The 21,032-nt window shown below is 74.5% G+C and carries 17 protein-coding genes; 10 read left to right on the top strand and 7 right to left on the bottom strand.

The annotated features are described in order from the left end of the window. Positions 1 to 137: 137 nt before the first annotated feature. From N7925_RS26235 to N7925_RS26220, 4 genes are all read left to right on the top strand, one after another. The gene (locus tag N7925_RS26235) at positions 138 to 1,475 is read left to right on the top strand and encodes a sensor histidine kinase (protein ID WP_274345348.1); all 1,338 of its coding nucleotides are present in this window, start codon (positions 138 to 140) and stop codon (positions 1,473 to 1,475) included. Beyond that, complete coding sequence (locus N7925_RS26230; RefSeq protein ID WP_274345347.1) at positions 1,472 to 2,161, top strand: response regulator; 690 nt, start codon at positions 1,472 to 1,474, stop codon at positions 2,159 to 2,161. The genes N7925_RS26235 and N7925_RS26230 overlap by 4 nt, the downstream gene beginning before the upstream one ends. A 148-nt stretch (positions 2,162 to 2,309) precedes the next feature. Continuing rightward, a complete protein-coding gene (locus tag N7925_RS26225) occupies positions 2,310 to 3,476 on the top strand; it encodes an alpha/beta hydrolase (RefSeq protein ID WP_274345346.1) in 1,167 nt (388 codons plus the stop codon). After that, positions 3,473 to 4,702 carry an acyltransferase family protein gene (locus tag N7925_RS26220; protein ID WP_274345345.1) on the top strand — a complete coding sequence of 410 codons (1,230 nt, stop codon included), beginning with the start codon at positions 3,473 to 3,475 and terminating at the stop codon, positions 4,700 to 4,702. Before N7925_RS26225 ends, N7925_RS26220 begins: the two co-directional genes overlap by 4 nt. Positions 4,703 to 4,773: 71 nt before the next feature. On the opposite strand, the gene N7925_RS26215 is transcribed toward N7925_RS26220, so the two are convergent. Both N7925_RS26215 and N7925_RS26210 read right to left on the bottom strand, forming a co-directional pair. Further along, positions 4,774 to 5,799 carry an aldo/keto reductase gene (locus tag N7925_RS26215; protein WP_274345344.1) on the bottom strand — a complete coding sequence of 342 codons (1,026 nt, stop codon included), beginning with the start codon at positions 5,797 to 5,799 and terminating at the stop codon, positions 4,774 to 4,776. Beyond that, positions 5,799 to 6,299: a MerR family transcriptional regulator gene (locus N7925_RS26210; protein ID WP_274345343.1), complete on the bottom strand. Its 501-nt coding sequence runs from the start codon at positions 6,297 to 6,299 to the stop codon at positions 5,799 to 5,801. Before N7925_RS26210 ends, N7925_RS26215 begins: the two co-directional genes overlap by 1 nt. Positions 6,300 to 6,511: 212 nt before the next feature. Here N7925_RS26210 and N7925_RS26205 point away from each other — a divergent pair, with 212 nt between their 5' ends. The 6 genes from N7925_RS26205 to N7925_RS26180 all read left to right on the top strand — a co-directional run bounded on the left by N7925_RS26205 (position 6,512) and on the right by N7925_RS26180 (position 12,760). After that, complete coding sequence (locus tag N7925_RS26205; protein WP_265601874.1) at positions 6,512 to 6,805, top strand: small hydrophilic protein; 294 nt, start codon at positions 6,512 to 6,514, stop codon at positions 6,803 to 6,805. Next, positions 6,795 to 8,219: a sensor histidine kinase gene (locus N7925_RS26200; RefSeq protein ID WP_274345342.1), complete on the top strand. Its 1,425-nt coding sequence runs from the start codon at positions 6,795 to 6,797 to the stop codon at positions 8,217 to 8,219. The genes N7925_RS26205 and N7925_RS26200 overlap by 11 nt, the downstream gene beginning before the upstream one ends. Then, positions 8,216 to 8,875, top strand: coding sequence for a response regulator transcription factor (locus N7925_RS26195; protein ID WP_265601872.1), 660 nt, complete (start codon positions 8,216 to 8,218; stop codon positions 8,873 to 8,875). Before N7925_RS26200 ends, N7925_RS26195 begins: the two co-directional genes overlap by 4 nt. A 256-nt stretch (positions 8,876 to 9,131) precedes the next feature. Further along, positions 9,132 to 10,565, top strand: coding sequence for an SLC13 family permease (locus N7925_RS26190; protein WP_274345341.1), 1,434 nt, complete (start codon positions 9,132 to 9,134; stop codon positions 10,563 to 10,565). Beyond that, positions 10,562 to 11,791 carry a glycerate kinase family protein gene (locus N7925_RS26185; protein WP_274345340.1) on the top strand — a complete coding sequence of 410 codons (1,230 nt, stop codon included), beginning with the start codon at positions 10,562 to 10,564 and terminating at the stop codon, positions 11,789 to 11,791. The genes N7925_RS26190 and N7925_RS26185 overlap by 4 nt, the downstream gene beginning before the upstream one ends. Positions 11,792 to 11,947: 156 nt before the next feature. Continuing rightward, a complete protein-coding gene (locus N7925_RS26180; protein WP_274345339.1) occupies positions 11,948 to 12,760 on the top strand; it encodes a serine hydrolase domain-containing protein in 813 nt (270 codons plus the stop codon). Between the two features lie 119 nt (positions 12,761 to 12,879). On the opposite strand, the gene N7925_RS26175 is transcribed toward N7925_RS26180, so the two are convergent. The 5 genes from N7925_RS26175 to N7925_RS26155 form a co-directional block, all read right to left on the bottom strand. Then, positions 12,880 to 14,172: an RICIN domain-containing protein gene (locus N7925_RS26175; RefSeq protein ID WP_274345338.1), complete on the bottom strand. Its 1,293-nt coding sequence runs from the start codon at positions 14,170 to 14,172 to the stop codon at positions 12,880 to 12,882. 162 nt (positions 14,173 to 14,334) lie between these two features. After that, positions 14,335 to 18,195 (bottom strand): hypothetical protein, encoded by a 3,861-nt coding sequence (locus tag N7925_RS26170; protein ID WP_274345337.1) that lies wholly within the window; start codon positions 18,193 to 18,195, stop codon positions 14,335 to 14,337. Next, on the bottom strand, positions 18,192 to 19,118 hold the full coding sequence (locus tag N7925_RS26165) for a type VII secretion system-associated protein (RefSeq protein WP_274345336.1): 927 nt from the start codon (positions 19,116 to 19,118) through the stop codon (positions 18,192 to 18,194). Before N7925_RS26165 ends, N7925_RS26170 begins: the two co-directional genes overlap by 4 nt. A gap of 306 nt (positions 19,119 to 19,424) precedes the next feature. Continuing rightward, on the bottom strand, positions 19,425 to 20,222 hold the full coding sequence (locus tag N7925_RS26160; RefSeq protein ID WP_274345335.1) for a type VII secretion system-associated protein: 798 nt from the start codon (positions 20,220 to 20,222) through the stop codon (positions 19,425 to 19,427). A 45-nt stretch (positions 20,223 to 20,267) separates the two neighbouring features. Then, positions 20,268 to 21,029, bottom strand: coding sequence for a type VII secretion system-associated protein (locus tag N7925_RS26155; RefSeq protein ID WP_274345334.1), 762 nt, complete (start codon positions 21,027 to 21,029; stop codon positions 20,268 to 20,270). Positions 21,030 to 21,032: the final 3 nt, after the last annotated feature.

Below are 21,032 nucleotides of genomic sequence, written 5' to 3'. Positions count from 1 at the left end.
CCCGCGCCGGGCAGGGAACCCGCGCCCCGGGCCCCCGCCGGGAGGGACCCCGTACCGGGGTATGAGGCGGACCTGCCGAGGATCGCGACCGCGGTATGACGCCCCGCGCCCCCGGGCCTGCCTAGGCTGACCGGGCCATGTCCACTTCCCCCGCCGGGCCTCCGCCGCCCGCCGACGGCCTGCTGAGCGCCGCCCGCCGCAATCTGCGCGAGCTCGCCCACGGGCTGTCCCACGCGTCCCATCCGTCCACCCCGCTGCTGGCAAAAGCCCCGAAGCGGTGGCAGCGGCTGCTGCCGTACGTCGTGGTGCTCGCCCTGACCGCGACCTTCATCCCGGTCACCATCAACGTCCTGACCTCGCAGTACGGCGTGCCGGGCGCACTGGCCGGGGCGCTCGCGGTGGCCCAGTCCGCCCCTCTGCTGATGCTGGCCCACCGGCCTCTCCAGGCGTGGTGGATCATCTTCCCCGCCGACATCGTGGGCGCCCTGGTGCTGCTGGCCAACCCCGACGAGCGGCATGACGTCTGGCCGTGGATCCCCCCGGTGCTGGTCGCGTACCTCTTCCTGCTGCTGGCCCTCGGTCTGCGTGAGACACGGCGGACCTCGGTCGGCGTCTGGCTGGCGACGGGCGCGGCCGGTCTCGTGCTGCACCTGATCGCACCGGCGGACCGCAACACCGGCAGCGCCCTGCTGCTGCCGATCCTCGGCGCGGTGGTCCTCGTGATCGGCGGTGCCGTACGGGAGCGGAGCGAGGCGACGCGGCGGCTGGCCGAGCAGGAGACGATCAGCGAGGCGGAACGGGCGCAGCGCACGCTGCTGGAGGAACGGACGCGGATCGCCCGTGAGCTGCACGACGTGGTCGCGCACCACATGTCGGTGATCACCGTGCAGGCCGACTCCGCGCCGTACCGGATCTCCGGGCTCTCGGAGCCGGCGCGGGAGGAGTTCGCCTCGATCGCGGCAGCCGCGCGGGAGTCCCTCGGCGAGATGCGGCGGCTGCTGTCGGTGCTGCGCAGCGACGGCACCGAGGGCGACCGGGCGCCGCAGCCGGGCCTGGACCGGTTGCAGCAGCTGGTGGAGGCGACCGTACGGGCCGGGCTGCCGGCGGAGCTTTCGCTCGCCGCCGAGCTGGGCGAGGTGCCGCCGGCGGTGGATCTGTCGGCGTACCGGATCGTGCAGGAGGCGCTGGCCAATGTGGTGCGGCACGCGCCCGGGGCGCGCACCCAGGTATCGGTCCGGGTGGCCGACGGCCATCTGAACGTGCTGGTCGTCAACGGCCCCGCGCCGAAGCCCGCGGCGCCGCTGGAGAGCGCGGGGACCGGGCACGGGCTGGTGGGGATGAGGGAGCGCGTACGGTTGACCGGCGGCACGCTGGACACCGGGCCGCTGCCCGACGGCGGGTTCCGGGTGGCCGCCCGGATGCCGCTGCCTCCGGCCGTGTCGCCGTCCGTCCCACCCCCTTCGGAGGACTTGTGACCATCCGCGTGATCATCGTCGACGACCAGGCCATGGTGCGGGCCGGCTTCGCGGCGCTGCTGGCGGCGCAGAGCGACATCGACGTGGTGGGCGAGGCGGCGGACGGCCGCCGGGGCGTCGACGTCAGCCGCAACCAGCACCCCGACGTCGTCCTGATGGACGTCCGGATGCCGGAGATGGACGGACTGGCCGCCGCGCGCGAGCTGTTGAACCCGCCGGTGGGGGTGGTGCACCGGCCGAAGGTCCTGATGCTGACCACGTTCGACGTGGACGACTACGTGTACGAGGCGCTGCGCGTCGGCGCGTCCGGGTTCCTGCTGAAGGACGCCCCGCCCGCCGATCTCATCGCGGCGGTACGGGTGGTGGCGGCCGGGGACGCGCTGCTCGCGCCCTCGGTGACCCGGCGGCTGATCGCGGACTTCGCGGCGCAGCGGCCCTCCGGGGCGACGCGCGGGGGGCAGGCGCTCCGGCTCAACGGGCTGACCCCGCGCGAGAGCGAGGTGCTGGAGCTGATCGCCCGGGGGCTGTCGAACCAGGAGATCGCGGGGCGGCTGGTGCTGGCCGAGCAGACCGTCAAGACGCACATCGGGCGGGTACTGGCCAAGCTGGACCTGCGGGACCGGGCCCAGGCGGTGATCTTCGCGTACGAGTCGGGGCTGGTGACTCCGGGGGACGCGGGGGTGTAGAAGCCCGCGAGGCCCCCGTCTTCCGGCCCACCCCCTACCCCGGTATCACCCCGCGGTTGGCCCCCCGGTGTGACGCCCCCTCACCCGTCCTCTTCCTACCTTCCTCCCGGTCGCACCGGTCGGTGCGGATCCGGAGAGGGAGGGCACGATGCGTCGATACGCGAGGACCGTGGTCGCGTTCGCACTGGCCACCAGTGTGGTGGCGGGGACCGCGGGCTGGGTTTCGGGAGATGCGCAGCAGGCGCTGACCGGGCCACCGCCGGGCAGTGCGCAGTGGCGGGCGGACCGGGTGTCGGGGGCGGGGCTGCCCGATCCGGAGCGGACCACGCCTGCCGAAGTCGCCTCGTTCTTCGCGGGGTTGAGCGCCGACGAGCGGCAACTCCTCCTCGGGCGCCATCCGTCCGTCGTCGGGAATCTCGACGGGGCGCCCCTCGAACTGCGCTTCCGCGCCAACTCCCTCGCGCTGGCCGCCGAGGACGACCCCCGCTACCGCTCGCTCGCCGCCCCCGGCCGCCAGATCCTCGCGTTCGACCCGCGCGGACGCGGCCAGGTCGCCGAGGTCTTCGGGGACCTGCGCACGGCGCGCCGGGTCTCGGTGGTGGTGCCGGGGTCCGACAACGACGCCGGGACCTTCGACCGGAAGGCCGCCAGCCACGGGGCCCCGGCCGGCATGGCCAGGACCCTGCACACCGCGGCCGGTCCGGGGACCGCCGTCATCGCCTGGGTCGGGTACACCACCCCGGTGGGCGTCGGCCTCGACGCGGCCACCGGCGGCCTCGCGGAGGCCGGGGCCGGGCGGCTGACCCGGTTCACGGAGGGCCTGACGGCGGACGGGCTGCCCGCGCCGGCGGTGTTCTGCCACAGCTACGGCTCGGTGGTCTGCGGCCTGGCCGCGCACCGCCTCCCCGCCACCGATCTGGTGGTGCTCGGCTCCCCCGGTATGCGCGCCGACGACGTGGGCGGGCTGCGGACGAGCGCCCGGGTCTGGGCGGCGAAGGACCCGACCGACTGGATCGACGACGTGCCGAACGTGCGCTTCGCGGGCCTCGGTCACGGGACGGATCCGGCCGATCCGGCGTTCGGCGCCCGCCGGGTGCCGGCGGACGAGGCCCGGGGGCATGCCGGTTACTTCGAGCCCGGGACGGATTCGCTGCGGACCTTCGCCGCCATCGCGCGCGGCGACGCGGCGGAAGCGGCCCCGGACGCGGCGGGACCGGACCCGGCGGAAGCCGCCCTGGCCCTGGAAGCCGCCCCGATGCCGGATGCCGCCCCGGCCCTGGAAGCCGCCCCGGTGCTGGAAGGAGTGGCCCGGTGAACGCCCTGCTGGAGAACGGCCGCCGGCTCGCGGTCCGTGTCGACGCGTCCACCCCCGCCCACCGCGACCGGGCGATCGACGGCCTGCGGGCGCTGGCGCTGCTCGCCGTGCCGCTCGGTCACTGGATGCTCGGCGGGTTCCGGCTGGACGCCGACGGCCTGCACAACGCGAGCCCGCTCTCGACGTTCGCCGGTCTCGCACCCGCGAGCTGGGTGCTCCAGATGCTGGGCATCTTCTTCCTCGTCGGGGGGTACGCCTCGGTGCTCTCCTTCCGCCGCCGGACCTCGACGACGGCCGCCTGGCTGGGCGGCCGGCTGGCCCGCCTCGGCCGGCCGGTGCTCGGGGTGACCGCCGTGTGGGCGGTGCTGCTGGCGATGCTGTCCGCGCTGGGCGTGCCCGGCGACACCCTGCGTACGGGGTCGACGCTGGTGATCCAGCCGCTCTGGTTCGTCGGGGTGTACACCGTGGTCACGGCGCTCACCCCGGTCTGCGTCACGCTGGCGCGGAAGCTCGGCGGGTGGGCGGCGCTGCCGCTGCTCGCGTCGGTCGCGGTGGTGGATTTCCTGCGCTACGGGCCGTTCGCGGAGGCGATGCCGTCCTGGCTGAGCATGCTCAACATCCTGCCCGGCTGGCTCTTCGCGTATCAGCTGGGCGTGTCCTGGGGCGAGGGCCGGATCGGGAAGCGCGGGGCCCGGCTGCTGCTGATCGGCGGCGGGGCGCTGTTCGCCGCGCTGCTGCTCGCCTTCCACTACCCGGCGTCGATGGTCGGGGTGCCTGGCGAGGCCCGGACGAACTCGCATCCGCCGTCGTTGCTGGTGGTGGCGCTGGCGGCGGCGCAGAGCGGGGCGGCGATCCTGCTGCGCGACCGGCTGGGGCGGCTGTTGCGCAAGCCGCTGCTCTGGGCGCCGGTCGTGGTGGTCAACCTGTCCGCGATGACGATCCTGTGCTGGCACCAGACCGCGATGCTGGCCGCCGCCGTACCGGCGTCGCTCGCCGGGGCGGGGACAGCGGTGGCGGGGCTGACGACCGCGCCGGACACGGTGGGCTGGATCCTGGCCCGGATCGCCTGGCTGCCGGTGTTCGCGGGGCTGCTGGTGCTGATCGCCCGGTACGCGCGCCGCTTCGAGGCCCCGTGGCAGGCGGGCACCCGCGCCGCGAACGCCCGCCGCGCGCTGGCGGGGCTGCTCGCGGCGGGGTTCGCGGTGTTCGCGCTGGGGCTGGCGTGAGGCATGGCCCGGGGCGCGGCCGGGGCGTCATGAATTTCATGAACCAAGCGATCGCCGCGTACGGCTGCGGGCTACTCCCGGGCCTCGGACGTCAGGCTCATGTCCGGGTACCGGTCCCCCGCCACCCGGCCCGCGATCGGCTCCAGCAGGGCCAGCTCCTCGGCCGTCAGCGTCAGCCCGGTCGCCGCCACGTTCTCCAGCAGGCGGCTCCGCTTACGGGTGCCGGGGATCGGGACCACGGTCAGTCCGTGCACCCGGGCCCGCTGGTGTACCCAGGCGAGGGCCACCTGGGCGGCGGTCGCCCCGTGCGCGGCGGCGATTTCGTGGACGGGCGCCAGGAGGGCCGCGTTGGTGCGGGCGTTGTCGCCGGTGAAGCGCGGCTGCTGCTTACGGAAGTCGCCCTCGCCCAGGTCCTTGCCCGCGTCGGCGAAGGCCCCGGTGAGGAAGCCCCGGCCGAGCGGCGCGTACGGCACGAGGGTGACGCCCAGGTCCACCGCCGCACCGAGCGCGCTCTTCTCCACGTCCCGGCTGAAGAGCGACCATTCCGACTGGAGGGCGGCGATCGGGTGCACCGCGTGCGCCTCGCGCAGCTCGGGACCCGTCACCTCGCTCAGCCCGATCTGCTTGATCTTGCCCTGCTGGATCAGCTCCGCCATCGCGCCGACCGATTCGGCGAACGGGACGGCCGGGTCGTGGCGGTGCATGTAGTAGAGGTCGATGACGTCGGTGTTCAGTCGGCGCAGGCTCGCTTCGACAGCGGTGCGGAGGTATGCGGGGTCGTTGCGCACGCCCCGGTACCCGGGGCTGTCGGAGCGCACCAGCGCGAACTTGGTGGCGAGGGTGATCTCGTCCCGGTGGGCCCCGACGAACGGCGCGAGGAACTCCTCGTTGGCCCCGCGCCCGTAGGTGTCGGCGGTGTCGAAGAGCGTGACGCCGGCGTCCAGGGCCGCGTCCAGGGTGTCCCGGGCGGAGAGCTCGTCGGTGTCGCCGTAGAACTCGCTCATGCCCATGCAGCCGAGGCCCTGGACGCCGACCCGCGGTCCGCCGTCGCCGCCCAGCTCGACGGTGGCGATCGTGTTCCTGTCGTTGTCGGTCATCAGGCGCTGTGCCTTTCCGGCGCCCTGCGGGCGCCCGCATAGAACTCGATCTTGTGGTCGAGGACGGCGAGGGTGTCGTGGAGCTCCGCGATCCGCGTGATCACATCACGGCGGGTCGCCTCCAGCAGTTCCTGCCGTGCATCGAAGGTGGACGCGCCCTCGCGCAGCAGTTCCGCGTACCGCACCATGTCGGCGACGGGCATCCCGGTCAGCCGCAGCTTGCCGACGAACGCCAGCCAGTCGAGGTCACGGTTGCTGAAGCGGCGCTGGCCGGTGTGCGAGCGGTCGACGTGGGGCATGAGCCCGATGCGCTCGTACCAGCGCAGCGTGTGCGCGGTGAGTCCGGTGAAGGCGACGACCTCGCTGATCGTGTAGCTGTCCTTCCCCGCGGGGCGCGGGTGCGGCTTCGGGGCGGCCGCACAGGTGTCCACCGCCGGTGAGGGCGGCGGATGTGCGATGGTCGTGGGAGTGCTCCGGGAGGTTCCGTCGATCACCGTCATGCCCTCCACGCTAAATCCTTGGAGTGCACTCGAAGCAAGGGGAACGTCGCGAAGCGAGCGGGGACGGCGTCGCGAAGCGAGCGGGAACGGCGGGTATCCCGGGTCTCTCCCGGACCGGGCGCTCCCACAGATGGACGGGAAGCGCATCGAAGATGAAGGATTGTTCATCTTCGCTTCATGTTCGTACCGCCCGGGACAGTCAGGGTGAATACATGGCTTTCTCACCTCGTCTGGCGGCCCTGGCAGCCGTCGTCGCCGTGCCCCTCGGCATAGCGGCCACCAGCTATGCCATGACCGACACCTCGGAAGCGCCGAAGGTGCCTCCCACCGTCCAACTGGAGGAGAGTCCGCGCGGCACACCGCCGCCGAGCGGTGTCACGTCGCCGACCGGCGCCCCGACGCCGAGCGGATCCTCCACTCCGTCCCGTACACCGGACAGCTCCGTCGTTCCGGGCCCCTCCGCGGCCGACGACGACGATGACGACGACTTCGGTGATGACGGTTAGCTTTCCGAGGATTTCCGCCCGGGTACGGATCCTGCTGTGGTTGCTGGTCGTGATGGCGGTCGCGCTGGGCGCGGTCGCCGTCACCGTGCGTTCGATCCTCCAGCGGGACGTGGACCACCGCATCAGTCAGCTGCTCACCCAGGAGACCGGCGAGTTCGCGAACTTCGTGCCGCAGGGGGTGGACCCGGACACCGGCGGCCGGTTCGACACCGCGGAGAAGCTGCTCCGCGTCTATCTGCAACGGCAGTACGCGGACCCCGACGAGGAGCTGCTGGGCCTGTCCGGCCCGCCCGGCGACCGCCCCCTCGTCATCCGGCAGCGCCGCGAACTGCCCCCGGACACCGCCCTGTGGCGGGACCGCGCCGCGATCGACCGGATCCACGCCTCCAAGGACTCCTTCGGGACCCTGGAGCGCCCGCAGGGCGAGGTGCGCTGGGCCAAGGTCGTCATCGGTCCGTCCGCGGGCAAGCAGCCGGGGGCGTTCGTCGTCGCCTTCCATCCGGAGCGCGAACGGGCCGTCGCGGACAAGACGTTCTGGACGCTGCTCGCTCTGTCCGGTGTGGCGCTGCTGATGACGACCGGGATCGGCTGGGCCGTCGCCGGTCGCATCCTCGCGCCCGTCCGGATCGTCCGGCAGACGGCGGCGGAGCTGACCGAGCAGGACCTCACCCGGCGCATCCCCGTGGAGGGCCGGGACGACATCGCGGCCCTCGCCGAGACGTTCAACGCGATGCTCGACCGTCTTGAGCGGGCGTTCGCCGCGCAGCGGGTCTTCGTCGACGACGCCGGGCACGAGCTGCGCACCCCCATCACCATCGTCCGGGGCCACCTGGAGCTGATGGGCGACGACCCGGCGGACCGGGAGGAGACGGTGCGGCTGGTCACGGACGAGCTGGACCGGATGAGCCGCATCGTCGAGGACCTGCTCCTGCTCGCGGGGGCCGAGCGCCCCGACTTCGTGCGCCCCGAACCCGTCCAGCTCGCGGAGCTGACCGCCGACGTGTACGTGAAGGTGCGGACCCTGGGCGACCGGGCGTGGCAGCTCGACAACGTCGCGGACCTCGAAGTGCGCCTGGACGAGCAGCGGATGACCCAGGCGATGGTGCAGCTCGCGCAGAACGCCGTCCAGCACACCGTGCCCGGCCAGCGCATCCGGATCGGCTCGCGGGCCGAGGAGAACCGCGTCGAGCTGTACGTCGCCGACCACGGGCCCGGGATTCCGCCGGAGGACGCCGAGGTGATCTTCGAGCGGTTCCGCCGGGGGACGTCCCGGCGCGGGACCCGCACGAGCGGCGCGGGGCTCGGCCTCGCCATCGTCAAGGCCATCGCGGAGGGCCACCACGGCCGCGTCGAACTACGCCGGACCGAAGGCGGCGGAGCCACCTTCGTACTCACGCTGGAGACCGCCTCATGAACCGCATCCTGATCGCCGAGGACGAGGAGCGCATCGCCTCGTTCGTCCAGAAGGGGCTGCGCGCCAACGGCTTCACCACGGTCGTCGCCGAGGACGGGGACCTGGCGCTGAGCCACGCGCTGTCCGGCGGGTTCGACCTGATGGTGCTCGACATCGGCCTGCCCGGCCGGGACGGCTTCACCGTGCTGCGGGAGATGCGCGAGGCCCGTGTCACGCTGCCGGTCATCGTGCTCACCGCCCGCGACTCCGTGCGGGACACGGTGGCCGGGCTGGAGGGCGGGGCCGACGATTGGATGACGAAGCCGTTCCGCTTCGAGGAGCTGCTCGCCCGGGTGCGGCTGCGGCAGCGCACCGCCGCCCGCGCGCCCGAGGTCACCATGTTGCGCAGCGGCAGCCTCGCCCTGGACCTGCGGACCCGCCGGGCCCGCGCGGGCGAGCGGACGGTGGATCTGACGGCGCGCGAGTTCGTGCTGCTGGAGATGTTCCTGCGCCATCCCGGTCAGGTGCTGTCCCGCGAGCAGATCCTGTCCCATGTGTGGGGGTACGACTTCGACCCCGGCTCCAACATCGTGGACGTCTATGTGCGCGCGCTGCGCCGGAAGCTGGGCGCGGAGCGGCTGGAGACGATCCGGGGCATGGGCTACCGCCTGCCCTGAGCCCCGGACCTGACCCCGGCCCTCACCCCCGGCCCCGGCCGGAGCCCCGTCCCGCGCGCCCGGGACGGGGTCTTCGCGTTCCCGGGGCGGGGTCTTCGCGTTCCCGGGGCGGGGTTCTTCGCGTTTCCCGGGGCGGGGTTCTTCGCTGTCCCGGGCCGCATCGGGCTGCGAGGTGCGGGGCGCTCGGCACCCTTGATGAAAAGGCCTTCACCGGACACTCATCAGGCGCTCACCCCGCCTTCAGAGGCTGTACAGCGTGCCTCTACCACTCCGGCAGACCGTCGGCCTCTGTGCCGTCCTCGGACTCTGCGCTCTCCTCGCCGTCCCCGGCGCCGCCCCCGGCCTCAGCGTCGACGGGCGGCTCTCCCTCGCCGTCTTCGCCCTGGCGACCGCCGCCTGGATCGCCACGCCGGTGGACGACGCCTACGTCGCGCTCGGCGCGGGCCTGGCGCTGACGGTCACGGGGGTGATCAGCAGTGAGGCCCTCTTCGCCACCCTGGGCGACGAGACGGTGTGGCTGCTGATCTGCGCCTTCGTCCTGGCGGCGGCCGTGACCCGGACCGGTCTGGCGGGCCGGGCCGCCGTCTTCCTGGTCGGCGGGGCCAGGACCGTGCGCCAGTTGGTGCACCTGACCACGGCCGGACTGGTCGTCACGGCGTTCGCCGTGCCGGCCACGTCGGGGCGCGCGGCGCTCGCGCTCCCGGTGTTCCTGGCGCTGGCCGCCGCCCTGCGCGAGCGCGGCCGACTGGTGGTGATGCTGGCGCTGCTCTTCCCCACGGTCATCCTGCTGTCGGCCGTCGCGACCCTGATCGGCGCGGGCGCGCACCTGATCACCGTCGGGGTGCTGTGGGAGCAGACCGGGGAGCAGCTGAGCTTCGTGCAGTGGCTCGTCCTCGGGCTGCCGCTGGCCGTCGTCTCCTCCCATCTCGCCGCCGAACTGGTGCTGTTGACGACGACCCGGCGGTCCGACCGCAAGGGCCCGGTCATCATCACGGCGGCGCAGATCCAGGAGCACTCCGAGACGGCCGTCGAGGGACCGTTCAGCCCGGAGGAGTCCCGGTGCCTGCTCCTGCTGGCGACGGTCGTCCTGCTGTGGTGCAGCGAGCCCCTGCACGGGGTGTCGCCCGCCGTGGTCGCGCTCATCGGCGCACTGGTGGCGACCTCTCCGGCGCTGGGGACCGTGCGCTTCAAGGACGGTCTGCGGACGGTGCCCTGGCCGCTGCTGCTGTTCATGGCCGCCACCATGGCGATGGGCCTCGCCCTCTCCGACTCGGGGGCGGCCGCGTGGCTGGTGGGCTGGATACCCCTGGGGGCGTCCACGCCCCCGTGGGTGTTCCTGACCGGCGTGGTCGTCGTCAGCACGGCCGCCCACCTGGCGCTCCAGTCGCGCTCCGCCCGGTCCTCCGTGCTGGTCCCGCTGGTGATCGCGGCGGCGATCGGGGCCGGGGTCAACCCCGTCACGGCGGCGCTGGCCTCCACGGCCGCCGCCGGCTTCTGCCACACGCTGCCCTCCTCGGCCAAGCCGGTCGCGCTCTTCGCGGACGTGCCCGGCACCCCGACCTACACCCCGCGCGACCTGCTGCGGCTGTCCGCGTTCCTCGCCCCGCTCACCGCGGCCCTCGTCCTCGTTTTCGCCCTCGCCGTCTGGCCGTTGCTCGGCGTGCCCGTCCTTCTGGAGACCCAGCCATGACCCGCCCGACCCACCGCACCCACCGCACCCACCGCACCCGCATCGCCATCGCCCCGAGCGGCTTCAAGGAGTCCCTGTCGGCCGCCCGGGTGGCCGAGGCCATCGCCATCGGCGTACGGCGCGTGATTCCCGACGCCGACCTCGACCTCATCCCGCTGGTGGACGGCGGCGAGGGCACGGCGGAGGCGCTGGCCCTGGCGGGCGGCGGCCGGCTGGTCCCGGTCACCGCGACGGGCCCGGTGGGCGAGCCGGTCGCCTCGCACTTCGCGCTCCTGGGCGGGCCGGGGCCGCTGACCGCCGTCGTGGAGATGGCCGCCGTCGCGGGCCTCGCCCTGGTGCCGCCGGGCCTGCGCCACCCGGGCGCGACCACCACGTACGGCGTCGGCGAGCTGATCCGGGCGGCCCTCGACGCGGGGGCCCGGCGCATCCTCGTCGGCTGCGGCGACTCCGGTACGTCGGACGGGGGCGCGGGGGCCCTCCAGGCGCTCGGGGCCCGGCTGACGGACCGGCACGGCCGTGAACTGCGCCGGGGCGGCGGGGCGTTGCACGAGCTGGAGCGCATCGACCCGTCCGGCCTCGACCCCCGGCTGGCCGACGCCGAACTGCTCGTGGCCTGCAACCCGTACAACGTGCTGTGCGGGAAGCGCGGGGTGGCCCGGGTCTTCGGGCCGCAGAAGGGGGCGACCCCGGCGGAGGTGGAGCTGCTCTCGGCCGGCCTGGAGCGGCTGGCCGACGTCCTCGCCCGGGACCTGGCCCCGGCCTTCGCGCCGACGACCGGTGTCCCGATCGATCTGCGTACGGCTCCCGGCACGGGTGCGTCCGGCGGCCTCGGGGCCGGGCTCGCGGCCGTGGGCGCGCGCCTGCTCCCCCGCTACGACGTCCTGCTCGACGGTCTCGACCTCGACGCGCGCCTCGCCCGCGCCGACTTCGTGATCACGGCGGAGGGGGCGCTCGACCACCAGACCGTACGGGGGAAGATCCCGGCGGAGGTCGCCCGGCGGGCGCACGCCGTCGGGGTGCCGGTCCTGGTGCTGGCCGGGACGATCGGGCCGGGCGCGCAGGACGTGCGGGCGGTGGGCGTGGACGCGTACAGCTCGATCCTGCCCGCGCCGATGACGTTGGTGGAGGCGATCGGCAGGAGCGGCGAGTTCCTGGCCGACGCCACGGAGCGCGCGATGCGGATCATGGCGCTCGGCACCCGGCTCGCCCCGCTGGCCGCCGCCTGACGGGCGCGCATCCGTCCCGGGCTCACGCGCATCCGTCCGGGCCCAGCGGGGCCCGGGACCCGGCGGTACGCGCGGCGGCCCATCGGGGGCCGTCGCTGTCCCGGGTCTCCCGGGGCCGGGGACGGGGTGCAGGGCGCGGCCGTTAGGCTCGGGGCCATGGAGAGCCTGCGCATCATCGACACCTGGCCGGTCACGACGGCGGCCGCCGCCGTCGTACGGTCGGACGGCACGGTCCTCGGCACGCACGGGCCGGCCGACCACCGCTTCCCCCTCGCCTCGGTCACCAAGCCGCTCGCGGCCTACGCGGCACTGGTGGCGTACGAGGAGGGGGCGGTCGAGCTGGACGAGGCGGCCGGGCCCGAGGGGTCCACGGTGCGCCACCTCCTCGCCCACACCAGCGGCCTCGCCTTCGACGAGCACCGGGTGACGGCCCCGCCCGGCAACCGCCGCCTGTACTCCAACGCGGGCTTCGAGGTGCTGGGCGACCACATCGCCAAGGCGTCCGGCATCCCGTTCGCGGAGTACCTGCGCCAGGCGGTCCTGGAGCCGCTGTCCATGACGTCCACGACCCTCGACGGCTCCCCCGCCCGCGACGGCGTCTCCACCCTGGCCGACCTGGTCCGCTTCGCCGCCGAGGTGCAGGCCCCCCGCCTCCTCGACCCGCGTACGGTCCTGGAGGCCCAGAGCGTCGTCCACCCGGGCCTCAAGGGCGTGCTGCCGGGCTACGGCCACCAGAGCCCGAACGACTGGGGCCTCGGTTTCGAGATCCGCGACACCAAGTCCCCGCACTGGACGGGCGATTCGTCCTCCCCGGCGACCTTCGGGCACTTCGGCCAGTCGGGCACGTTCCTGTGGATCGACCCGGTGGCGGGCGCGGCCTGCGTCGCGCTGACGGACCGGGCCTTCGGGCCGTGGGCGGCGGAGGCGTGGACGCCGTTCACGGACGCGGTTCTGGCCGAGCTGGCCTGAACCGGCCGCTGCGTCGGCGGTGCGCCATCTCCTTCCGGACGAAGGAGCGACGCCCCCGTTCCCGTGGTGCGTAAGGCTGCACCGTGGGAACGGGGGCGTCGCTCCGCCGGGGCGGATCCTCAGACGATCCAGCGATCGCCGAAGCCGCAGTTGGCGATTTCGAGCGCGGTGTCGTCTCCCGCGCTCGCGCCGCCGGTCGGCCGCAGGCACAGGTCGTTGCTGACCGCGTTACGGATCCAGTTGGTCCCGTCCCCGCGAGGGTCGAGCCACCAGAGCTGGTTGTCGCCGGTCGCGTTGCAGTGGAACTGGGCGACCTTTGTTCCCGCTGGCCTCGCCTCGTAGTAGCCCAGGTCCAGGCACAGCCCGCCCTTGCTGTTGCGGATCAGGAAGAGGGGCGCGTTCTGGGGCCCGCCGTCCTGGTCCACGATGTCGAGGTTCCACAGCTGGTTGTCGGCGGTCGAGGCCGTGCAGGGGTCCTGGTTGATACGGCTGTTGACCTCGCCCTTGCCCCAGCCCGGGACGTCCACGCACTGGCCGGTCGCCGCGTTCTTGATCACGGTGTTCTGGACCCCGGAGCGTCCGTTTGCCCACTGGCGGAGCTGTTCGGCCGGAGTCAGCTTCTTGGCCTTGGGCTTGGGCTCGGGCTTCTTCTCGGTCTTGGACTTCTCCGGGGAGGGGGTCGGCGAAGGCGTGACCGGCTGCTGGTGGATCACGGGGCCGACCGGCTTCTTCTCCTTCTTCTCCTTCTTCTCCTCCTTCTTGCTCGGCGTGGCGGAGGGGGCCGGCGACTGGCTGGTGTAGGTCTCCGGAACCGGAGGGCGTTCGCTGTCCAGCACCGTGCCGGCCGCGTTCTCGGTCCGGGTGCGCTCGGGCTCGCGGTCGTCCTGCCCTGCCAGGAGGAAGGGCACCGCGATCAGGAGCGCGCCGACGATGCCGGCCGCCGCGAGCATTGGCTTCTTGGGCCGGCTGCCGGGCGGTTCGTCGCCTTCCTGCGAGCTCGCGCCACCGCCGCCACCGGTTCCGGTGGCGGTCGCCGCGGTGCCCGAAGTCGGACCGTCGGTACTGACGGTCGCCAGCTCTGCGGTGGGAACGGACGACGTCGTGGAAGCGGTGCCGGACACTGCCGCGGCCGGGGCGGCGGCGGGTTCGGCGGCGCTCTCCGGTTCGTCCCGCGGCGCGTTGGTGCGCCCCTCGTTCACCTCGCCGGTGTTCGCGGCGTCCGGACCCGTGGAGGCGTTCGTGGTCGCGTCGGCGTTCGTGTTCGCGGGGGTCCCGGCCACCGGGTTCTCCGCTCGGGCGGCGGCCTTCGGAGCAGCTCCGGCGGCGGACGCGGCCGTTCCGCCGGGCCGCTCGCCGCCGCCCGGCGCCAGCGCGCTGCCGGGGTCCCCGGGCGCTCCGGGCGCTCCGGGCATGGTCACCGCTCGGCGGACCGATACCGATGAGCCGCCGGGGTTCCGGCCGTTCCCCGTGCCACCCTCGCCGGTGGACATGCCCGACCGCGTGGATATGCGGGGGGTTGGATCATGCTCTCGTGCCACGTAAGGTCCTCGCTCCTGTCAGGGTTCGTTGTCGCGTCACGGTCCGGCCCCCACAGCGCCCGCGCAGCGCTCCGGCCAGTGGCCGGTGCCCTTGGGCGCCTCGGGTCCGGACGCGACGGCCTCCAGCCGGGCGAGCACGGCCCGATCCCCCTCGGGATCGGGCGTGACCGCCTCGGCAGGTCCGGTCAGTTCACGTAGATGGATCTGTACGCCGGGCTGCACGCGGCGGACGGCCAGCACCCGGAAGAGCGTCCCGGGGGCGAACACGACCTCCTCCGGTCCGCGCTGCTCGGAGAACTGCCGCACGCGGCGGCCGGCCACCGACCAGATGACGTAGCTGTCACCCGGCGGCGGCTGGGCTCCGGCGTCCAGTCGCACGGAGCTCACCAGAGCCGCGTCACGCAGCAGCGTCCCGGGACGCGGCGGGTGAAGATGGCCCGCGCCCGCGGACACGGTGGTGCCGCGCAGCACCGCGCCCCGGTGGGACGGCATCCGGTTCAGCGCCGAGGCCACGCAGGCACCGTACGGCAGCAGGTCCAGCTCGCGGTCGCGCAGGCTCCAGGTCAACGCGCCGTGACTGAAAGGTCCTTCGGGAAGGTGCAGGTACATCCGCAGCGCGATGAGATCGGCGCGGGCCGCCTCCTGTTCCTTTCCGCGCAGCGCGGGCATCCGGGCGAGCGCCCGTGCGACCGCCGCGCCGTGCCGGTCCCACATCTCGCCCGCGAGCGCGCGGAAGGCGGCCCGCTCGGCCTCGGAGCTGCGGTGACCGGGGGCCAGCAGGATCGGGGGAAGCGGAGCCTGGACGACCTCCGCGCCCTCATCCCCGTTCCCCTCTCCGTCCTCGGCCTCGGCCTCGGCCTCGGCCTCGGCCTCGGTCACGTGGCCGGTGTCGGCCGTGTCGGGGGCCTCGGGATCGGGAACGCCTCGGGAATCCGGTGCGTCCGGTACGGGGGGTACGTCCGGAAGCCGGGGGGCACCGGGATCCGACGAGGCGGTCGAGGTGACCGGCGCCGTCGCCGGCGCGGGGTCGGAGGATTCGGCCACTACCCGGTGCGCCGGTCCCGGCGGGGCGAGCGCGGGCTCCGGAGCGCGTACGTCCGTGCCGGCGGGGCGGGGAGCGGCCGGGGTGACCCCGGTGGGGTCCGGTCCGGTGGACGGTGACGAGGTGGGGGCGGCTGCCGGATCGTCCGGGGCTTCGGACGGTTCCGGGCCTTCGGCCTCCGCCGAGGTCTTCTCCTCGCCTGCTCCCTCGGGGCCGGGCGCGGGGAGCGACGCACCGCTCGTTCTCGGCTCCTCCGCTCCCTCGGCGGGCGCGGATCCGGCGTCCGCAACGAGGCCCCGGTCGCTGCCGGTGCCCTCGGGCACCGCAGGCGCCGGGTCCTTCCGCTCAGCACCGGACCGGCCCTGCACGCCTTCCGGTTCGGAGCCGACGGCCGCCAACGTGCCTTCGGGCGTGGCGGCGTTCCCGGTCGTCGCGTCGGTGGCGTCAGCAGCCTCGGCGCGTTCGTCCGGACCGGAGGTCCCGGCTGCTCCCCCGTTGCCGTCGCTTCCGGTCCCGGCCGCCGCTCCCGCGCGGCCGGCTCCTTCGGGGCCGGCTCCTTCGGGGCCGGGGGCCCGTACAGGGTCTTCGTCCCGACCGGCGACGGGGGCATCCGGCTCCCGCGCTTCCAGGGCCGGGGCCGGGGGCGTCGGAGCGGCATGAGTGCCACGGGCCGGTCCTGCGGTCGTTCCCGACGCGTGGGCCCGTCCGGCGAACCCCGTCGGAACGCGGTCGTCCGACCAGTCGAACGTGTCCGCCCGTCGCTCACGCTCCCCGCGTGCCGCACTCCTGCCGGACGCGACGGATACGCCCGGCGTGCCCGAGGTGCTAGGCGTGCCCGAGGTGCTAGGCGTGCCCGAGGTGCTAGGCGTGCCCGAGGTGCTAGGCGTGCCCGAGGTGCTAGGCGTGCCCGAGGTGCTAGGCGTCGCGGACGCACCGGACGCATCGGCCGTACCCGACATAACGGGCGTACGGGGCGTGGAGGGCGTACCAGGTATCGAGCGCGCACCGGAGGCTCCGGGTCTGCCCGGCGTACCCGACGGCGTAGAGGCGGTCGGCGTACCGGATGCGCCCGCCCCCGTCGCGGCGCTCGACTGCGCCCCCCTGCCCGTCTCCGCACCGGCGGCCATCGCCTCCCTGAGCTGCCGTGCACGGTCCGTGCGCGCCGCTCTGCCCCCGATCTTCGCCGGCGGGGCCGGGGTGGATCCGGAGGTCCGTCCCGGCTGGTGCGGCACCGCGGGCTGTCCGGACTGGGTCCGCGGGCCTTGATCGCCGCGCTCCGCCGGTCCGGACGACGCCGGGCGCTCGGTGCCCCGGACGTGAGGCGCCGGTGACAACGATGCCAGTCCGGCTGCGGCTCCGGACGGGGCGACGGCCCCTGCGGGACGGCCCGGGGCCGTCTGCCTGGCCCGGACCGGGGCCGGGGCGGCGTGGCGCAGGGTACGCAGTCCGTACTGGCCCGCCAGCCGCCGCAGTTCGCGTCCGCCGTCGCGGGCCACACCGTGCACGTGCAGGATCGTACGACCGCGCAGGTCCGGCGCCAGGGACTCCAGCACGTTCGACAGAACCGGCCACAGCGAGGCGTCGAGGAGTTCACCCGGCATGCCCAGCTCGACCACCGGACCACTCGGGTCCACCCGGCGGGCGGTGGGCGACAGCGCCGGACCGCCGCGCGGCCCCACCCACATGCCGGCCCGGGTCACCGTGAGCTGCCAGTCATCGGTCAGCCCGACCACGCCCTCCTCCGGACGCGCCGGCCCCGGCAGCGGAGGGCTCCAGCGCAGCAGCCGGGGCGGCCGGGCGCGGCCCTCCGCGTCCGGCGGGGCGCACCGGACCGCGTCCACGAACGGGATCCACGCCGGGGCGCCGTCCGGCGTCGCCAGGACCGACCGCACGGAGTAGGCGCCCAGCAGCCCGGCGGCCGCGACGAGCGGCAGCCCGGTCATGACCTCCACCTCGATGTCCAGCCGGTCGGAGACCGACTGGGCCAGCGGCAGCAGATCGCGCCGCCCGCCGGGCACGAGCCGCACGTCGACCTGGACGTCGTCCGGCAGGGCTTCGAGTACATCGGCGACCTCCTCGGCGGAGATGTCCTCGCCGAAGGGCACGCCGACCACCACGGTCAGGCGCCGGGGGTCGACCGGTATGGCGTGATAGAGGTCGCCGGGCCGGGCCGGCGCGGCCCCGGACGGACGGACCAGCACTCCGGCGGGTATCTGCTCGACGACGCAGCCGCCCGCCAGGGCCGGCGGAAGGCCGTTCAGCGCGGACTGCCAGGACGGCTGCGGGCTGCGCGGGCCCAGTGGTTCCGGCCGTTTCCCCGGCGCGAACCGCCACCAGACGCCCGCCGGAGACCGCAGTCCGGCGCCTTCGTCGGACGGGATGAAGAGAGAGCCGCCCGGCACGACGAGCGGTGGCCCGTCCGGCGCCTCGACCTCCATCCGCCAGGCGTCGGCGATGCGGCGCGCGGTGGCGGGCCGGCCCTCGGCGTCATGCCCCGCGCCGGGCATGACCAGCCGTACGCTGTCGACCCCCGACCCGCCCAGCGTGTCGAGCAGTTCGCTCAGCTTCGGCCAGAAGGCGGCGGAGCCCGCTCCCACGGCGCCCGCGATGACGGTCACGGTGTCCTCGTCCGCGCGCATGGTGCGGGCCAGGTCGGCGACGTCGGCCGGGGTGAGGGTGTCGTCGGAGAAGGTCCGCAGCAGCAGCATGCCGTCGTGGTCCTCGACCAGGAACCCCTCCTCGGCTCCGCCGTCCGGTTCGGTGGAGGTGGTCGGAGCGGCAGCAGCCCGGTCGCGCGCGGCACCGGTGGACGGTCCGGCGCCGCGTCGGCGTGCGAAGACTCCCCTGCCCTTCATGCCCGAGCCTCCGTTCCGGCCGAGGACGCGGCCGATTCCGTCCGGCCGGGCACGTCGGTGGCGAGCCGGTCGGCTCCGGGCACGTCGGCGGCGACCCGGTCGGCACCGGTCACCTGGACCGCTCGGATGCGCGGCGCGCCTGGCCCCTCCGGGCCGTCCGTGCCCACCGGCCGGGCCTCGCCGCGCTCCTGGGCGGCGATCTCCTCGGCCAACGCCTCGGTCTCCATGATCATGCCGGCCGGTCCGGTCGGATTGACGTAGAGGGAGTGCCCCTCGGACAGACCCGCGACCACGTCGGCGACCGGGGTCAGCCGGGCGGCGAACGATCCGAGGGCGCGGAGGTGGGCCGGGCTGGTGAAGACGGGGACCACGGGGTCGCCCTGGGCCGACCGGAGGACGGTCGGCCCACCGTCGGGGCCGGTGAGCACCGCGACCTTCGACGCGGCCAGGGTACGCAGGACCTCGATGGCCGGCCCGTAGCCGGTCACGGCGCGCTGAACGGCGGAGTCCACCGGGTCGGTGGCCCTGGGCCAGCCGAGCGCCGCCGGGGAGGGGCGGTAGTCCTCGTTGTCCTCCCACGCCACGATCGTCCCCGCGGCGTCGGTACGCCACCGACCGGGAACCGCCCAGTCCGGCGGCGCGCCCTGCCCCGACCACTCGGCGTCGGGGACGCTCAGCCATCGGTCGGGCAGCCCCCGGGCCGCCTCGACCACCTCCGGGGGCGGCCCGGGCGGCGGACCGGCCGTGGCCACCGGACCGCCCGGGGCGAGGGCCGGTTCGGCCGGCCCGCCGTCGGTCGCGCCCGCGGCGGCCGCCGCGGGTGTCGGCACCGGTATCGCCGGGTCGCCCTCGACCGCGGGGAGGGGCTCGGGTCCCGGCGCGGAAGGTATCTCCGGGACGGAACTGTCGACGTACTCACTCACCGGCGGGGCTCCAAGAGCAGAAGACACGAGCCATTGTTGCGAACTCACCCTCATGCGTTGACAGTCCGACGGTGCGGACTGCTGGACCGGATCCCTCGGCCGTGGAGCAGAGGGCCGGCGTGCGGGCGGCAAGCAGAATCACCGGCCACGCGAAGATTCCGCTCACGGATGAACCGTACCTGCACAAAGCGGAGTCGGAGGAGTCGGATCCGTACCGTCCTGCCCTCGCCGCCGCCCGGTCCTGCCCTCCCTGCCGCCCTGCCCTGCCCTGCCACCGCCCGACGCGGTCGACCGATGCCCACGGGCTCAGCCCTCTCCCCGGAAGAACTCGGGCCGCTCCTCGGCGGATCCGGGGGCCCAGGGGGCGGTCCCGGAGCCGTCGGCCGCCTCCAGGCGGGCGAACTCCTCCAGTTCGGCCTGCGCCGCCAGCAGGGCGCTCGGCGTGACGAGTTGGCCCACCGGAGCGGACGAGCTGAGGACCAGCACTTCCTTCCCCTCGGGCAGCCGGTGCAGGAGGTCGGGAACCAGCATCGTCTCGTGCGGCGGCAGTCTGTTCTGGTCCAGTTCCGGGGAGTAGGGAAAGACGGGAACGGCCTGGGTGCCGTCCTGCGCGTCGGTGACCGCCAGACCGCCTTCCTCGTCGAGGCACACGGCGACTTCGGCGTCGGCGACCATCAGGGCGAACAGGTCCTCCGAGGCGTACCCGGTGGCGACCAACTGCACGGCGGCGTCCACCGGGCTGACCGGCGGGGCCCAGCCGCGCGCGTCGGGCGAGGGGCGGTATTCGTCGTTCTCCTCCCACTCGACGATGTCGCCGTCGGCGTCGCTGCGCCAGCGCCCCAGGATCGCCCAGGGGGGCGTGGGCTCGTCCTCGTCTCCGGTCCAGTGTCGGTCGATCACGGAGAGCCAGTGGTCGGGGGCCGCCTTCGCCGCCTCGACGTAGTCCTCGGGCGGCTCCCGGAACCCCGGTTGCCCCCGCAGCACGGCGGGCGGACCGCCCTGGACGCCGGAAGGGCGCGGCACCGGGGCGGCGGGCCCGTCGACCGTCTCCGCATCGGCGGGGTGGTCGGGCTCGCGGTCCGGTGCTCCGGAAGGGCTCGTCATCGGGGCGACTCCATCGGTTCGCTACGTGCGATGTTCGGGGGGCGGTCAGCTCTCGGAGCGGAGGGAGGGGTCGTGGACGGTCTCTTCGGCGGGGTCCGTGCGAGGGGCGGTGGCCGAGGGCTCCGGTCCGTCCGCCTCGGTGGCCGACGACTCCGGTCCGCCGGTGTTGGCCGCCGTCGAGGAGCGCGGCGGTTCTTCCGGCGTCACTCCGGCGGACTCGACGACCGCCCGGCGCAGGGCATCGGTCTCGACGGTCATACCGACCGGCCCGGAGGGGTTGACGTAGAGCAGGTGGCCGTCCGGCAGTCGTTCCATCACCTCGGTGACCGGGGCGAGTTCGTAGCCGAAGCGGCCGACCGCGTGCAGATGGGTGGGAGAGGTGAAGACCGGTACGACCGCGGTCCCGTCGGGCGAGAGGGCCGACAGCGGTACGCCGCCAGGCCCGAGCAGGACGGCGACCTCCGCCGTGGCCAGCGCCCTGGGGACCGCCTCCCCCGGACCGTAACCGGTGGCGGAGAGCTGGACCGCCTCGTCCACCGGATCGGTGGGGGCGGGCCAGCCGAGCGCCTGGGGCGAGGGCTGGTAGGCCTCGTTGGGCTGCCACTCCTCGATGTCTCCGTCCAGACCGGACCGCCACCGGCCCACCACCGCCCATTCCGGCGGATCACCCTCGCCCGCCCAGGCCGGGTCGACCATGCCGAGCCAGTGATCGGGAGCGAGCCGGGCGGCCTCCCTGATCTCCTCGGGGACCGGCGGCGCGGCGTCGTCGCCGGTCGCGGTCGGTCCTGCGGCAGTGCTGTCGTTCATGGA

It is taken from the genome of Streptomyces sp. CA-278952, assembly GCF_028747205.1.
GTDB lineage: Bacteria > Actinomycetota > Actinomycetes > Streptomycetales > Streptomycetaceae > Streptomyces.
This window is presented reverse-complemented; position numbering and strand designations above follow the sequence as displayed.

Coding starts and splice junctions, on each gene's coding strand:
- N7925_RS26175 (WP_274345338.1), bottom strand. CDS start 14,172: ATGCCCGGAGCGCCCGGAGCGCCCGGGGACCCCGGCAGCGCGCTGGCG.
- N7925_RS26170 (WP_274345337.1), bottom strand. CDS start 18,195: ATGAAGGGCAGGGGAGTCTTCGCACGCCGACGCGGCGCCGGACCGTCC.
- N7925_RS26185 (WP_274345340.1), top strand. CDS start 10,562: ATGACCCGCCCGACCCACCGCACCCACCGCACCCACCGCACCCGCATC.
- N7925_RS26215 (WP_274345344.1), bottom strand. CDS start 5,799: ATGACCGACAACGACAGGAACACGATCGCCACCGTCGAGCTGGGCGGC.
- N7925_RS26160 (WP_274345335.1), bottom strand. CDS start 20,222: ATGACGAGCCCTTCCGGAGCACCGGACCGCGAGCCCGACCACCCCGCC.
- N7925_RS26210 (WP_274345343.1), bottom strand. CDS start 6,299: ATGACGGTGATCGACGGAACCTCCCGGAGCACTCCCACGACCATCGCA.
- N7925_RS26155 (WP_274345334.1), bottom strand. CDS start 21,029: ATGAACGACAGCACTGCCGCAGGACCGACCGCGACCGGCGACGACGCC.
- N7925_RS26225 (WP_274345346.1), top strand. CDS start 2,310: ATGCGTCGATACGCGAGGACCGTGGTCGCGTTCGCACTGGCCACCAGT.
- N7925_RS26235 (WP_274345348.1), top strand. CDS start 138: ATGTCCACTTCCCCCGCCGGGCCTCCGCCGCCCGCCGACGGCCTGCTG.
- N7925_RS26195 (WP_265601872.1), top strand. CDS start 8,216: ATGAACCGCATCCTGATCGCCGAGGACGAGGAGCGCATCGCCTCGTTC.
- N7925_RS26180 (WP_274345339.1), top strand. CDS start 11,948: ATGGAGAGCCTGCGCATCATCGACACCTGGCCGGTCACGACGGCGGCC.
- N7925_RS26205 (WP_265601874.1), top strand. CDS start 6,512: ATGGCTTTCTCACCTCGTCTGGCGGCCCTGGCAGCCGTCGTCGCCGTG.
- N7925_RS26200 (WP_274345342.1), top strand. CDS start 6,795: ATGACGGTTAGCTTTCCGAGGATTTCCGCCCGGGTACGGATCCTGCTG.